Raw genomic sequence first — 16,462 nt, 5'->3', positions numbered from 1 at the left:
TTTCTAAATAATTTCCTCCATTTTCGTGCGAATTTTCGGTAAGTTATGAATTTCCACACAATTTGTTGAAATTTCTCTAAAAATGGACATGAAGATGAAAAGAATAACATGGTGACAACGCATTTTCTAACGAATCATTGCGACTTTATCATGTTTTTACAATAATATTCTACAGTACCACTGTTTCACTACTATCAAACGCATAAATTACTTTTTCTGCAATTTTTATTCCTAAAATACATTCGATTGCCTCTGTGTAAAGTGCCAGCTGAATCTCATAACGTTCACGAAGTGCTTGCTCTGGATTCGCATGATTTTTTAAACGGTCGGTCTTGTAATCGAGCAGAATCCACTCCCCTGTCGGCATTTCAAGTAAGCAGTCAATAATCCCTTGGACGATTTGCTCATCACCATCTGCATCGGCTCTGCGATACGTAAATGGTAGCTCACGATGAATTGCTTTTGCCTCTTTGAAACGCGTACCAATGGAAGAGTCGAAAAAGGCTAAAATATTTTTATAATAAATTGTTTTTGCTTCTGCTTCTGTTAACAGTTCATTTTCTACAAGCTGTTCAACGAATGCAGCTACTTGTGGAACCGTCGCAAAGCCTTGCTGTGGTGCATGCTGCATAACGGTATGCATCGCTGTCCCCGCTTCTGTTGCTGTCATCTTCTTCTCCTGCATAAAACGCGGACGTGTTGCAACGCGCTGTGCGGATGGCTTAGTCGTCGCAAAAATTTCTGGTAGTTCCTGCTGCTCAAGCGTTTGCAGACGCTTCAATTCACTAACAGAGGCCTTTGAGCGTTTATGCAAGCGATTTTTATGCGGATACGGGGTATCAAAGCGTTGTTCAATGCGTGCTAGTAACGCTTTATCCACTGGTGTATCCGCTACTTCTACGACTTCATCTTCGACTGTTGCCGCCTGGAATGTCGTCGCATCAACGATTTGAACATCAAAGCGCGACGGCTCATCAGGTCGTGCAGACAATACCATATCAAGCGTCTGTTGGTAATCTGCATGACGCGCAATAGCTGGACCAACCCAGTCAAAATAATTTGAGGCGGTTCGGCGTATATACGGCGGTAGTGGCTCATCGAGAGAAAGCTGTTGCATCTCATGCCACGTAATCGCGGTGTTTTCCCAGTTTTTCACTGTACCGACTAAAAATAGCTTTTCTTTTGCACGTGTCATGGCTACATAAAGGACACGCATTTCCTCCGCTTTCATTTCAAGTAACTTTTTCTCCTTCACTGCTAAAAATGGCAGTGAGGTATATTGCAATCTTTTTTCTGGATCAATCATCTTCACCGCTAGGCCAAAGTTTTGGTCAAATAAATACGGTAAATTGAAATCCATTTTATTAAATGGGCGCCCCATTCCTGCCACAAAAACATAGGGGAATTCGAGCCCCTTTGAGCCATGAATCGTCATCAAGCGTACCACGTTTTCTGATTGGCTAATTGCTTTTGCAGTTCCTAAATCTTCACCGCGTAAACGAATACGGTCAACAAAACGTAGGAACCGGAATAGCCCACGGAATGCTGTTTTTTCATATGCAATCGCCCGGTCATAAAGCGCACGTAAATTCGCTTGACGCTGCTTACCATTCGACATGGCCCCCGCCATTTCATAATAATTCGTATCCATATACACTTGCCAGATTAATTCTGCAAGTGAACCACGGCGGGCTAAATCTCGCCAATCATCAAACTGTAGTAAAAAGCGCTGTAATTTCTCAGCTGTTCCTGCATGAAGACCGCTACGCTCTTTTAGTACAAATGATTTCAGTGCATCATAAAACGATGCTTTCGGTTCGGCTAAACGAATCGCCGCCAACTCATTTTCCGTCATGCCCACAAATGGCGCACGCAATACAGATGCGAGTGGAATATCCTGATATGGATTATCGATAATACGTAATGTATTCATCATAATCATCACTTCAAGCTCTTCAAAATAACCTGCTGATAGCTCCGCATACAACGGGATACCGGCCAATTTAAATTCTTCCACAAAGTCATTTGACCATGTCATAGAACGCATTAAAATAACAATGTCACGGTACTCCATATCACGCTTCATCGGATTACCCGCCGCATCTTTTTCGTACGCATCATACACCTGTGCACCCGTATCAATGAGCTGTTTAATTTGCCCAATAATATACCGCGCCTCAAGTTGTGATTTCTTCATTTCCTCTTCTGCCTGAAGCTCTGGCGTTTCTGCCTCTTCCTCAAGCTCGGGTGTATGCAGTACTGCGAGTGTAATCGGCATATCAAGTTCTGCGTACGGTGCTTGTGGTTTCAATGCAGCCGCATCGTCATAATCGATTTCGCCGACTTCCTCACTCATAATTTGTTTAAAAATATAGTTCGTGCCATCTAATACTTCGTGACGACTACGGAAGTTCGCATTTAAATCAATTTTCATACCCGTATTTTCTGCCTGCTCGGTAAAGCGCGCATACTTATCTAAAAATAGTCCCGGCTCTGCTAATCGGAAGCGATAGATCGACTGCTTCACATCGCCGACCATAAATAGATTCCCATCTGCCTCAGCACCTGCTTTTACTAATTGTAAAATGGTCTCCTGTAGGCGGTTTGTATCCTGGTATTCATCGACAAGTACTTCTTTAAAGCGTGCTTCATACGCTTTGGCGACGTCCGATGCCACAATCTTGCCATCAACTTCCTGTGTTAAAATTGCCAGCGCAAAATGCTCTAAATCGGAGAAATCAACGATGCCTTTTTTATTTTTTGCGGCACTATACGCCACAGTAAATTGTTTCGTTAATTCAACAAGCGTTTGCATTAAAGGATACATATGCTGCATTTCCTCTAATAAGCGCTCTGGACTGCGGCTGAAAAATTGCTCGGTCGCATCAGTTAGTACCTTTTTCGCATCATTACGCTTGGCCTTCGCACGGTCTAATAGTAATTCGTCGCAAGTCCCTTTTTTCTGTGCCTTCAGCTTGCCCCATTTAAACGCTGTGAAAAAGGCATAGGCCTCCTCCCATGAGCGTTCGTTTAGGAATGCTCGAGCTTCGTGTAACAAAATTAAATCTGCCTGCGCGGTTTCACCGTAAGCATCTGGGCCATCGGGTGTATTCGCTAACGCACGTACTTCTAAAATAAGCGCAATGGCCTCGTCGACACTATGCACCATTGTTTGACGAATTGATTGAACAAAATCAAGCTCATCAAGTGACGTCACACCGTCCATATTGTAGCGCTCTGGTAAGTCATCCAACCAACGGAAAGGCTCTGGATTTACGCGAGCCATATCATACAATTTTTCAATTAACACTTCAATGTCCTGGTCATTACGGTCTGATGTAAAGGCATCCACTAGACGATACATCTCACTTGGATCTGCGACATCATATGCCGCCTCTAATACTTCTGCCATCGTGTCATCTTTTAAAAGTGCCGCTTCATTTTCATTGGCAATACGGAAGCCTGGGTCGATATTTAGTAAATATGCATACTGCTTCACAATCGCTAAACAGAATGAATGCAGTGTTGAGATTTGTGCCTTATTCACAAGCGTTAATTGGCGGCGTAAGTGCTGTGATTCTGGATTCGCCTTTACGGCCTTTTCGAGTGCTGTTGCCATTCGTTGACGCATTTCAGCGGCAGAGGCATTTGTAAACGTCACAACTAATAATTCGTCGACATTAATTGGATTGACTTCATCAATGACCTTTTGTATAAGACGCTCAATCAAAACCGCCGTTTTACCTGAGCCGGCTGCTGCAGAGACGAGTGTATCCTGCCCCTTCGCCCAAATTGCCTTCCACTGGTCATCCGTCCATGTGACGTCCTGCGGTTTAATCGGTAATGTTGTCATCTGCCACCGCCTCCTTACGAATTTTCTCAATTACAACTTCTGGCTTGTCGATTGGCAATGCGCGGTATTGTTGATGCGCGTCATTGACATCAAACTGACAAACCGATTTATAGGAACAATATTCACATGCTGTTTTTTGTTTCATACGATACGGACTAATCGACGTATCACCTTTTAAAATGCCTTGTCCCGCTATTTTATGCTTTTGACGGACGAATTTTTGAAGGTCACCCATATCCTTTTCATTAATGACTGAGCTCCAGCTTGCGGATGTCGAGCCATCCTTTTTTAAGTAAGCCGGGATAATATGAGAACGCCCACCATTGTCCGCTAAGTTTTCATCCATTTCAACGAGCACATCTCGATTATCAAGCAGTAGGCCCTTCATTTTGAAGTCCTTCAATACTTCCTGCTCCTGCGCGTCATTACTCAGTACGGCATCCGCTTTTAACATGGGATTGTGGACGTGAATATATAATACACCGCCTGCCTCCGCATGAAGTGGTAGCCATTCACTTGAATTTGTCATCGCAACATCTAAATACGTCAGCATTTGTAGCGATAGCCCATGATAGACATCATTTAAGTCTAATTTTTGCGCAGAAGATTTATAGTCAATCACACGAATATACGGCTTATTATTCACTTCTGTCGCATCAATACGGTCGATTCGTCCACGCATTTGTAGCTTATGCTCATTATCAAGCTGAATAACAAGCGGTGGGAGCATATCGCCCTGTCCTGGACCAAAAGCAGCTTCAATAGCAATTGGCTTAAAGCCCGTCGTTTTGGCATGATTAGCTAGCGACAGCATCGTACGCTCAACGATTTGTGTCAGTTTACGCATAATATAACGATAGCGCGCCGTGCTAAGTAAAATTTTGTGATACAGCATCGGTACGATTTCCGCCACCGCTTCTTGCGAAAGTTTACGGCATTCCTCAACAGACAACTGTCCCCATGTCAGACCGAGTGCCTCTGTTTTTTCTGAAATGTATTTAAGCGCCGCATGGAATAAATCACCGATAGTTGGCGTTTCGAGGCGGTATTCTTTACGTTCCTCTAAATGCAGTCCATAAGTCGTGAAATGTGAGAATGGACAGCTATAATATTTTTCAATACGCGATACACTTGAAATAATGTCTTTTCCATATAATTCACGTGTATATTCTGGTGTTAGATTTTCAGCGCGATTATGCGTAATAAGTGGCCGCATCAAACGCTTCAGTACATCTTCCCAGTAGGGATCATTCTGATAATATTCCTTCAGCGCAGCCCATGCCGGTGTCAGCGCATCTTGGTCATAGTACTGCTTACGAAGCTGAATCATTAAATACGCGAGTGCCGTACGTGGGTGTGCGATATAATGCCAGTCATCCTCGGTATCAAGCGATTCCTCAGGGCTCATATAAATATAGCGCTCCTCTAAGCCCGGTACAAGATCATGAATCTTCTTCAAATAAGTCGACGGCAAGACACTTTTCCCTTCACTATCTGCCATCGTATAGCTAATAAATAATTCATGCGATGCTACGGTAAATGCACGGTAGGCGATAAAATTTTCCTCAAGTAAACGCTCACGAGAGGTTGGTGCAATCTCATTCCCCGTGCGCTCAAACCACTCGCGCTCCGTATCTGCTAGCAAGCCTTCGCGGTCGATACGCTGCGGGTAAACTCCTTCATTCATGCCAATGACAAATACTGCTTTCATATTCATTAAACGCGCTAAATCTGCCGTTACGACTGTCACCTCATCAATTGACGGTGGAATGCGTGAAAACTCAAGTGAATCCAGCCCCTCATCTAAAATTTCAATGAATTCATCAAGCGTTAATTCCACATCGCCAAACATTTCGACGAATTGGTCGAGCACATTCACCCATTCATTCCATGCCTGCTCATGCTCGGTCGCTGCAAGTAGCTTGCCATGCGCATTTTCATAATCTTTTAGCTCTTGTAGCTTCGCAAAAATCGCTAATTCATCAATGAACGTGTATAAAATTTCTGCATAGGCCCGGCCCGTATGTGCTTGCTCTAATTGCTGCTGTAGCTGTTGCAGCGGTTCACGTACAAGTACACGTACCGCTTCAATTTCTTGCTGGAATGCACGCTCTTCATCGGTTTGCTTTGTTGTGAAAAATTCTAAGCCACGGTATTTTTTATACACCCAGCGAATATCATCAAACCAGCGCTCGCCATAAATCCCTTGTGCCATCACAAAGTTTTCTAACCGATCTGCACGCTCGCGCCAAATTTTCTTATCTGCATGTAATGGGAAAAATAAATCCGTCTTAATCGCACGGAAAATCGGCTCATACTTCCAATCCGTTTGAATGCTCTCTAAAATCGAGCGACTAAATTCAATGAGTGGGTGATGCAGCATTGGTTTCTTTTGGCTAATGAAAAACGGAATGTCATATTGCGGAAAAATGGTGGATAGCAGTGGATCATACTGCTCTGCCTGACGGTAAATAATCGCCATTTCATTGTAGGCGATGCCCTCATGTGACAGCGTCCGAATTTTTCGCGCGACCTCATGGATTTCCGCATGAGGATTAACGGCTGCCGCAATATCGAGATGCGCCGTCGTTTTCGCCTGCTTCGGATGATAGTGCTCAAACTGCGATTCAATCGTTTGAAGCGTATCATTGCTATAGCGCATCGTCTGTGTTAAATGGACATCTGGTTTCACTTCAATACCGTTTGAAAACGCGACATCTTTTAAGCGACGTGCTGTATTTGCCGGCTCATAAAATAACGCCTGCTCATCATCTGCATCGAACTCCTGCTCAAATGGTAGTGCTATCGTGACATTTTTTGCGGTCGCAAGAAGCTCTTGCACAAGATCAAACTCCTGCGTGGTAAACGACATAAAGCCATCAATATAAATTGATGCCTCGCGAATCATCGTCGAATGGACTAATTTTTGTTGAAGTAGTGGTAAATAACCCTCGCTATCGACATAGGTCGTCCCCAGTCGCTCCTCAACTGCTGCCTGAATTAATTGAATATCATGCACCTTATCTTGCAACGTGCGCGGTGCGTCTAATTGGTCGAACTCACGTTGAATCAATGCCATCTTGTCGCCATTGACGCTATAGCGGCTTAATTCCTTTAATAATTGCTCCATTTCTTCTGTAAAGCCACGTTTATCCGCAGCTTTCCCGAAAAGACGTAGCTTATCTTTATTTTCTTCTAGGACACTTTTTAGTAGCATGCGGTAACCAAAGCCATTGAGCTCCTGACGGCTAATCCCACCTGCCTCCTGTAAAATGCGCCATGCTAATCGCTTAAATGATGTGACCTGCACGCGAATTGTTCCGCGTGACTCCCCAGCCATCCACGTTAAATTGCGTTCACTTGAAAATGACATTTGGTCTGGAACAACCATAAATATCGGCGCCCCAAGTGGTTCTTTATTGACTGCATCCATGATTTCGCGTTCCATGAAATGTGTTTTGCCAACGCCTGCTCGCCCTGAAATGACACGTAAAGCCATCGTACTCCCCCTCTAAAACGTAATTACCTTTATTATACATGGACTTGCCTGTATTCGCACAAAATAAGAACGTATATTCGCTTATTTCTCAAAATAAAAAAACCTTCTAGTCATCAGAAGGTTTTTTCTGTTTATTATTCAAGTCCTGCGCCATCTTCGCATTCATTCGCTTTTCAGCATATTTACCGCCGCCCCACATAATCAAAATGACGAGCACGACAATAATCGAGCGTTCGGGCTGCGTAATTAACGCACGTAAATCCGAACCAATCCAGCTAATAACAAGGAGCTGGATGATTTTTGCTAACAAAATCGTAACGAAATAATGCTTCTTTTTTAATTTTGATAAGCCGGCCACAACATTGACAATAGACGTTGGTGTAAACGGAAAGCACAGCAACACAAAAAGCGGTGTAAAGCCATGATATTCCACCCATTTAATAAGTTTTGTAACGGCTTTACGCTCTGTAATAAAACGAAAAACCTTGGCGTGACCAAATCGTCTTACAAGTAAGAAAACGCAGTACGCTCCGGCCACAGAACCTGTCCAAGATAATAAAAAGCCCATCCACATACCATATGCAGACGCATTTGCGACGACAAATGCCGCAAGTGGTAGTACCGGTAAAAATGCTTCAAAAAATGGCAATAAGAATGCCAGCAGCATCCCGATAAGTTGATGTTGCTGGGCAACGGCTTGAAAATTTTCTACAGTCAACCACGCTGGCATAGCCTTGCCCCCTTCGTACATAACCTCTAATCATAGAGCGTTTTACATCGTTAAAAGTTTCTACATTGTTTATTTTATTATAGCGGGAACCCTTCTTTATTTTCAAAAAATAGAGATGATTCCATAAAAAAAGAAAGGCGTTGGAACAGCCTCTCCACCGGTATTATTTCAGCACAATTAAGCCAATTCGGAAATGATCATGGCGGAAAATAACATGCTGACGAATACGAATTTCATTTTGCGCATCTAGCACTTCAATACGACAATGTGCCGCATTGATTTGCAATGCCTCATAAAGCTCCGTCTCTGTTTTTACAGGTATGCCATTGACGCGGCGAATAATTTCACCGACCTCGATGCCCATCGCTTCAGCTGGTGACTCTGGTAAGACAGCTGCAACTACAACGCCTGCATCTTGAGGCGTCACCGCAAATTGCCCTTTACGCTCACGTACAGAATAAATAATCGAAATTAACGCGCGACCAACAAATGCGACCGCAACTGCCGCAATGCCCATAATCGGGAAGAAAATTGCCAAAATCGCTTCAATCAATACGAGTACACCAAGCAACTGAATCGTCGCACCGACTTGCGGATAAAAAGCCTTCGCAAGCATTTTACGGGCACGTTGCTGGAAGCCAATAACGACTGGGAATAACACAAGTCCATACGTTTCGCCACCTAATGACAGTTGTGGCCAAAACGGGGCCCAGTCTGGAATCGCGCCACCCGGAATAAAGAATACGACAGGTAAAATCCAAATACGCTTCGATAAATACGTCACTGCACGCAAGCCACGTGCTGTCGTTTGTAGACGAGGCGACGCATTATTCGCTGCATATTTTCGTACAAGCTGCCCTTCAATCAGCAATACAAGTGCGATAATCAGTGGCACTGAAATCAATAAATTTTTATGCATCACTGTCGCATCAAATTGCCAGCCCAAAATCGACCATGACCAATCGTACATATACGTTAGCCAAATCGCGATAAATGCGACCGCAAAGCCGTATGCCGCAGATGCTAAATGATAATAAAATGAAATAACACCGACTAGCATCACAAGGGTTACAAGCACTATGTATTCAACCGGTAAAACGATGCCTACGATGATACTAATGAGTGAGAAAATGAGCGCCATTGCCCATCCTTCTTTTAATAAATAAACAGCCTCATACATGCCCCAGTGAATACGTCGATTAAACGATTTTCGTTCATTAATCACACGACGATACCCAATAAGGATACAAAATAAAATCGCCACATACAGTAGCGGATTCATGAAGAGTCTGCCGATACCTTTTGCTATCTCCACAACGATATCCAGTGTGATTCACCTCGCCTTAATGTAAATTATTAACTGTTTCTATTGTAACAAAGTGAACCTCTTTAGGCGAACGAACTTAGCGCATTTCGTTAAATATCTGTTGTAATTGCGCTGAACTTACGCCACCTTCAACTTTTTTATGAATGATTCCGTCCGCATCAATGAAATATGACGTTGGAACCGCTGCGATTTGGTACACTTTACTTACTTCATCCATCGCATCTAGCACCGTCTTAAACGGCATCTCATATTTTTCAACAAATGCTTCCACTGGTGCGCTCCCAGTCTCTGTTGACGTTAAATTAACCGATAAAATCTCGATACCTTCTTTTTGATGTGCCTTATAGTAAGCGACCATATCCGGTGTTTCCTTGATACATGGTGGACACCACGTCGCCCAAAAATTCACGAGCACGCGTTTCCCCTCGTAATCACTTAAGTTCACCACATCCCCTTCTAGCGTACGCAGTTTAAAATCTGGCGCCTTATCGCCGATTTTAATGCCCTCTGCTACAGAAGGTTCTTTCATCCAAGTAGTATAGATCGTCACGCCAATTAATAGCGCAACAAGTGCCACCCCTAGCCATTTTTTCATGTTCCCACATCCTTTCCATTATCTTAACATGCAAAAAGGGAATGCCCTATATTAGACATTCCCTCTTTTCGCTTATTTCACAGCTAAATATTTTCGGATAGACATTGCACTTCCAAATATCCCAATAACGACGCCCATCGCTAATAAAATGACACTTAGACGCAGCAGGAAATTCGTTGGTTCAAGGAAGCTAAATACTTCATTTTGCACGATAGGTGACAGTCGCTCATAAAGACTCATATAGCCGGCAGCTACGGCGATGATCGGCAGCACCGCACCGAATAAGCCCAGCCACATTCCCTCTAGCATAAACGGCACACGCACATAATTATTTGTTGCGCCGACAAGCTTCATAATTTCAATTTCGTGCTGACGTGCAGCAATTGTTAGCTTAATAGTATTTGAAATTAAAAATACCGCCATCAATACTAATGCAACGATAAATACGAGCCCAATCGTTCGTGTTGTATCGACCATTTGAAAGAACTTATCTATCTTCCCTTTTCCGTATAAGACTTCAGATGTCCCTTTTAGCGCATCAATTTGACGGGCCACATCCGCTGTCTTTTGCGGCTCTGTCGCTTTGACATAGAGCACATTATGTAATGGATTTTCTTGGTCCACTAAGCTTAAATCTTCACCAAAATCATCGACTACTTTTTGTAGTTCATCCTCCTTGGATGAATAGCGCACCTCCGCAACATCTGGTAGCTTCTTAACCTTTTGCGCGAGCGCGAGTGCCTTCGTTTCCTTCATTGTCGTATCAATGAGCACTTTCACTTCAACGTCCTTTTCAAAATCAGAAGCGATTTTATTAACGTTTAAAATCAGCGCCACAAAGACGCCAACAAGGAGCAGCGTCACCGTTACAGCCCCAACAGAAGCAAGTGACATCCAGCGATTACGCCAAATGGATATAAAGCTATCTCGTAGATGACGAATCCATGTTTTAATAGCCATTATAGTCACCTCCAGCTCGGTCACTGACGATGCGCCCTTTTTCAATGCGAACGACACGATGACGCATGCCGTCGACCACTTCTCGATTATGCGTCGCCATAATAACCGTCGTGCCCTGCGCATTAATCGCTTCAAGCACCTTCATGACCTCCCACGTTGTCGTCGGGTCCAAATTTCCCGTTGGCTCATCCGCTATAACAATTTTCGGTTGATTGACGATGGCCCTCGCAATCGCGACACGCTGCTGCTCGCCACCCGACAATTCATGTGGAAAACGCTTTGCCTTCGTCGCAAGACCAACGAGCTTTAGCACCTCCGTGACACGTTGCTTAATAAACTTTTGATCCTTTTCAATAACTTCAAGCGCATAAGCCACATTTTCATAGACGCTTTTTTTCGGCAATAGCTTATAATCTTGAAAAACTACGCCAAGCTGTCGACGTAAAAAAGGTACCTTACGTGCAGATAACTTTGTCACGTCTACTTGATTAACGAGCACCTTCCCGGCCGATGCGCGCTCCTCTGCATATAACATTTTTATAAATGTCGATTTCCCTGCGCCACTTGGACCGACCACATAAACAAATTCGCCTTGTGCAATCGACACATTTAAGCCCTGTAGCGCCTTACTGCCACCAGGATATTTTTTGAAAACCTGCTTCATTTCAATCATTGTGTCGCCTCACCTTTATACTATTCTCTGCTAGTTATAATACCACATATCAGGACGTTCGCACCCTGTAAAATGGCATAAAAAAAGGAGGCTAGCGTATTCGCTAAACCTCCGAAAATATTTATTTATAGAGCATAGCGTACGACTACGGTGCCAGTACGTGCTTCTGCTTCTAATACAAGTGGTGCATTGTCATCTACTTTTTTCTCAAAGCGTACAGATTTCGATAAAAATTGCTCCTGTGATTGCAATAGTTCGACATCATGTAGCTGTACATCGATTTTACCGAAGTTTGAGCTTGCCTCACCACGAATGCCAACCGTATCAGGCACTTGGACTTCAATTGTACCGGCCGTTGTTTGCGCTTTAATTTTTTCAGCATGTGGATCCGTTGTTTTTACTTTAATGGTCCCGTTCGCAGAATGCGCTTCGATTTCGCGGAATGCGCCGTCAATTGATACAAGGCCATTAATCGTTTCCGCATCAACCTCTGTTGCTGCTACCCCTCGAATTTCGATGGCACCATTTGATGTTTCAGCATCAATTTTGCGGAATATTGCGCGTTCTACATTGATTTTGCCATTCATCGTTTGTACATCTAATTCATCTGCATTAATATTCGCTAGCGTAAAGCCGCCGTTAAATAGCTCTGCATGAATTTTTTGATATGTTGCTGCTGGTAAATAAAGCGTTGTATTCACATGGAAGCCGCGGTTATCACTTGTAATGCGGATGGTACCATTGTCATTATCAGCAGTGAATTTCTTTAAGAATTCTTCCTCTACCTCTTCGTTACGCACCATAAATGTCGGAGAGACAGCCACTTCTACATAGGCTGTACCATTTGTAGATTGCTCAACTTGCACATGGCCATTTGGAATTTTCACGCTAATGTCTTGAATATGGCCTGCACCTAAATCAAAGCGATGCGTGAAGCTGCGTTTCTCACCTGTCAAATCCATGTCGCGTACTTTTGAAAATGTATTCGTTAAAATATCCATAAATTTCGTACTAAATTGTGAAAAGTCTTGCTTCAAATCATCAATAAATTCTTTGTCGGTCTTTTCATCAAAGTTTTTTTGGTCGAAATAATCATCGCCCTTTGCTTCCTCATGCTTCGGTTGCTCTTTTGGCGCTTCTTTTTCTGTTGTATGTTGCTTGAATGGTTCTTGTGGAATGTCAGAAGTTGGTGTCGTTTGCCCTGATTTCTCGTCAGCGATTTTCTCCAGTAAATCTAGTGCTTCTGCTGCAGAGATTACACCCTTCTCAACCAAATCCAAAATGCGTTTACGTTCATCTTGCATACGAACAGCTCCTTTAAAAGTTAGTACTACTATTTACGAATCCATTAGTAAAAAGTTTCATTTCGAATGAATTTTTTTACAAAAGCAGCGATTCGCTCTGGCTGTAGCGGCACCGTATTGTCATATTCGAGAACGACATTTTGCTCAAATAACGCCCCATCTGAATAGACCGGAAAGCGCGTGGCCACGTGCTCTGCCCAGTTCATTGCTGCATACAATGTTGGATTGTGCGCCGCTAATTGGGCACGCTCCATTTCAACTGGCAAAGTTATTTCGACATGCCGTACCTTTATATCCGTATCTTCTACAATATGGGCATCACTATAATACGTCGATAGCTCAATCACGGTATCAACGCCATTTTCTTCATTATCAACGACGATTTTGCGTAGCACATCTACCGCCTTATCTGTTTCTAAACGCTTTTTCATGACCGTTTGAAAATTATGGCCATCAATTCCTTTTGCGCTGAGCACTTCATCCATCAAGCGCTCGATAGTCGCTGGTCCATTAATAAAGGCGGCATGCATCTCCTTTGCAATAGCCTTTGCGATTGTTGTTTTGCCCACACTGGCATACCCCGAAACGATTACTAACATCCTCATCACTCCAAAAAAAGAGAGCCTGTCTAACAAGCTCTCAGCATTACATTATTTATCGGCTGCTTCTGCCAATTTTGACGCCATTCGCGCACGTTCACGCGATAAAATTGGTTTTAAATACTGTCCGGTATATGAACCCTCGACCTCTGCCACCTCTTCTGGTGTCCCTGTTGCGACGATCTGACCGCCGCGGAAACCACCCTCAGGTCCTAAGTCGATAATATGGTCTACTGCTTTAATGACATCTAGATTATGCTCAATCACAAGCACCGTATCGCCATTTTCGACAAGTCGCTGCAGCACTTCGAGTAAGCGCGCAATATCGTCTACATGAAGACCTGTTGTTGGTTCATCTAAAATGTAAATCGACTTACCTGTTGAGCGCTTATGTAGCTCGGAAGCTAATTTCACACGCTGTGCCTCACCACCTGATAGCGTCGTTGCTGGCTGCCCAAGCTTCATATAGCCAAGCCCAACATCGACAAGTGTTTGCAGCTTACGTTTGATTTTCGGAATGTTTTTGAAAAATTCCGTGCCGTCCTCAATCGTCATATTAAGGACATCTGCAATGCTTTTCTCTTTATATTTCACTTCAAGTGTTTCACGGTTGTAACGCTTACCATGACATACTTCACATGGCACATAAACGTCTGGTAAGAAGTGCATTTCAATTTTAATAATACCATCGCCCTTACAAGCCTCACAGCGCCCACCTTTCACATTAAAGCTAAAGCGACCTTTTTTATAGCCACGTACCTTTGCTTCATTTGTCGTCGCATAGACATCACGAATATCATCAAAAACGCCTGTATACGTCGCTGGATTTGAGCGTGGTGTACGGCCAATTGGCGATTGGTCAATATCGATTACTTTCTCAAGCTGTTCAATGCCTTCAATACCTTTTGAGTGACCCGGCTTCGATTTCGCACGATTAATTTTTTGTGCCAACGTTTTGTAGAGCACTTCATTAATTAACGTACTTTTCCCAGAGCCTGAGACACCCGTTACCGCTGTAAATACACCAATTGGGATCTCAACTGTTACGTCTTTTAAGTTATTTTCGGTTGCGCTCTTAATTTTCAGCACACGCCCGTCACCCTTACGACGCTCGATAGGTAGTGGAATAAATTTATCGCCACTTAAATAACGACCCGTAATCGATTTTTTATTTTTCATGACTTCTTCAGGTGTCCCCGCCGCAATAATTTCGCCGCCGTGATCCCCTGCGCCAGGTCCAACATCAATTAAATAATCGGCCGCAAGCATCGTATCCTCATCATGCTCAACGACAATTAATGTGTTGCCGAGGTCACGCATCGATTGCAGTGTGCCAATTAAGCGCTCATTATCACGCTGATGCAGCCCAATAGAAGGCTCATCTAAAATGTAGAGAACCCCCGTTAAGCGCGAGCCAATTTGTGTAGCGAGGCGAATACGCTGCGCTTCGCCGCCTGATAAGGTCCCAGATGCACGGTTCAATGTTAAATAATCGAGGCCGACATTATTTAAAAACGATAAGCGTTCATTAATTTCTCGGAGCACTAAGCGAGCGATTTGGAAGTCTTTTTCGGATAGTTCTAACCCATTAAAGAATGCCTGTGCTTCTTGAATCGCGTACTGCGTCACTTCTCCGATATGCTTGCCATCGATTTTCACCGCTAAAGTTTCACGTTTTAAACGATGTCCATGACAGCTTGGACATGGTAGCTCTGTCATATATTTCTCCATTTGCTCACGAATCCAATCCGAATTCGTCTCACGGAAACGACGATCGACATTCGGTAGCACACCTTCAAATGGTGCTGTTTTTTCCCGTGTATTGCCAAACTCATTCGTATAAACGAAATGAATATCCTTTTTACCTGAGCCATTTAAAATGATGTCCATTTGTTCTTTTGGTAAATCCTTCACCGGCGTATCCATATCAATATTAAACGTGTTACATACGGTTTTTAATAACGTTGGGTAGTACGCAGAGCTCGTCGGAATCCACGGTACAATGGCATCCTCATTCAGTGATAAATCCCAGTTTGGAATGACTAAATCCTTATCGACTTTTAGCTGTGCGCCTAGACCATCACAAGTTGGACAAGCACCAAAGGGACTGTTGAATGAAAACATACGCGGCTCTAGCTCACCAATCGAAAAGCCACAAATCGGGCAGGCATGATGTTCACTAAATAATAACTCCTCAACGCCCATCACATCGACCTTCACGCGACCCTCTGCTATGCGAAGCGCCGTTTCAAGTGAATCACTTAGGCGTGTTTCTACGCCCTCTTTCACGATGACACGGTCTACTACTGCATCAATATCATGCTTTTTATTTTTTTCAAGCTCAATGGAATCGTCTAAATCAAGCACTTCTCCGTCAATACGTACACGAACGAAGCCCTGCTTTTTCAAATCCTCTAAAATTTTCACATGCTGTCCCTTACGCCCTGACACAATCGGTGCTAATAATTGTAGCTTTGTGCGCTCTGGATATTCCATAATGCGGTCCACCATTTGCTCGACCGTTTGGGATGTGATTTCAATCCCATCATTCGGACAAATCGGCTTACCAACACGGGCAAATAATAGACGTAAATAATCGTAAATTTCCGTTACTGTCCCGACCGTCGAACGCGGATTTTTACTCGTCGTTTTTTGGTCAATCGAAATCGCGGGCGATAAGCCCTCGATTAAATCGACATCCGGCTTATCCATTTGGCCTAAAAATTGACGTGCATAAGCAGACAGCGACTCTACATAGCGGCGCTGTCCCTCTGCATAAATCGTATCAAATGCGAGGGATGATTTCCCTGAACCTGACAACCCCGTCATGACGACTAATTGGTCGCGTGGAATTGTCACATCAATATTTTTTAAGTTATTTGCACGTGCCCCTTGCACGACAATCTCTGTATTCTTCAACGT

Annotated in this window: 10 protein-coding genes; all 10 read right to left on the bottom strand. The window is 43.5% G+C overall.

Annotation, left to right across the window (positions count from 1 at the left end; translation table 11 throughout):
- Positions 1-169 precede the first annotated feature (169 nt).
- The 10 genes from addA to uvrA all read right to left on the bottom strand — a co-directional run bounded on the left by addA (position 170) and on the right by uvrA (position 16,459).
- Positions 170-3,853: a helicase-exonuclease AddAB subunit AddA gene (gene addA, locus KTHG_RS01905; RefSeq protein WP_020189228.1), complete on the bottom strand. Its 3,684-nt coding sequence runs from the start codon at positions 3,851-3,853 to the stop codon at positions 170-172.
- On the bottom strand, positions 3,834-7,352 hold the full coding sequence (gene addB / locus KTHG_RS01900) for a helicase-exonuclease AddAB subunit AddB (protein ID WP_020189227.1): 3,519 nt from the start codon (positions 7,350-7,352) through the stop codon (positions 3,834-3,836). The genes addA and addB overlap by 20 nt, the downstream gene beginning before the upstream one ends.
- Before the next feature lie 106 nt (positions 7,353-7,458).
- Positions 7,459-8,082 (bottom strand): TVP38/TMEM64 family protein, encoded by a 624-nt coding sequence (locus tag KTHG_RS01895; protein ID WP_020189226.1) that lies wholly within the window; start codon positions 8,080-8,082, stop codon positions 7,459-7,461.
- Between the two features lie 163 nt (positions 8,083-8,245).
- Positions 8,246-9,364, bottom strand: a complete 1,119-nt coding sequence (locus KTHG_RS01890) for a PDZ domain-containing protein (RefSeq protein ID WP_020189225.1) — start codon at positions 9,362-9,364, stop codon at positions 8,246-8,248.
- A 121-nt stretch (positions 9,365-9,485) separates the two neighbouring features.
- Positions 9,486-10,004: a redoxin domain-containing protein gene (locus tag KTHG_RS01885; protein WP_020189224.1), complete on the bottom strand. Its 519-nt coding sequence runs from the start codon at positions 10,002-10,004 to the stop codon at positions 9,486-9,488.
- 72 nt (positions 10,005-10,076) lie between these two features.
- Positions 10,077-10,964 carry a permease-like cell division protein FtsX gene (gene ftsX / locus KTHG_RS01880; RefSeq protein ID WP_020189223.1) on the bottom strand — a complete coding sequence of 296 codons (888 nt, stop codon included), beginning with the start codon at positions 10,962-10,964 and terminating at the stop codon, positions 10,077-10,079.
- Positions 10,954-11,637, bottom strand: coding sequence for a cell division ATP-binding protein FtsE (gene ftsE, locus KTHG_RS01875; RefSeq protein ID WP_020189222.1), 684 nt, complete (start codon positions 11,635-11,637; stop codon positions 10,954-10,956). The genes ftsX and ftsE overlap by 11 nt, the downstream gene beginning before the upstream one ends.
- 125 nt (positions 11,638-11,762) lie before the next feature.
- Positions 11,763-12,941: a DUF4097 family beta strand repeat-containing protein gene (locus KTHG_RS01870; RefSeq protein ID WP_020189221.1), complete on the bottom strand. Its 1,179-nt coding sequence runs from the start codon at positions 12,939-12,941 to the stop codon at positions 11,763-11,765.
- A gap of 44 nt (positions 12,942-12,985) precedes the next feature.
- Positions 12,986-13,540: a P-loop nucleotide/nucleoside kinase family protein gene (locus KTHG_RS01865; RefSeq protein WP_020189220.1), complete on the bottom strand. Its 555-nt coding sequence runs from the start codon at positions 13,538-13,540 to the stop codon at positions 12,986-12,988.
- A gap of 51 nt (positions 13,541-13,591) precedes the next feature.
- Entirely contained in the window at positions 13,592-16,459 is a 2,868-nt protein-coding gene (gene uvrA / locus KTHG_RS01860; protein ID WP_020189219.1) for an excinuclease ABC subunit UvrA, read from the bottom strand.
- Positions 16,460-16,462 lie beyond the last annotated feature (3 nt).

The sequence above is a fragment of the Kurthia sp. Dielmo genome, assembly GCF_000307285.2.
In the GTDB taxonomy this organism is placed as follows: Bacteria; Bacillota; Bacilli; order Bacillales_A; family Planococcaceae; genus Kurthia; species Kurthia populi.
This window is presented reverse-complemented; position numbering and strand designations above follow the sequence as displayed.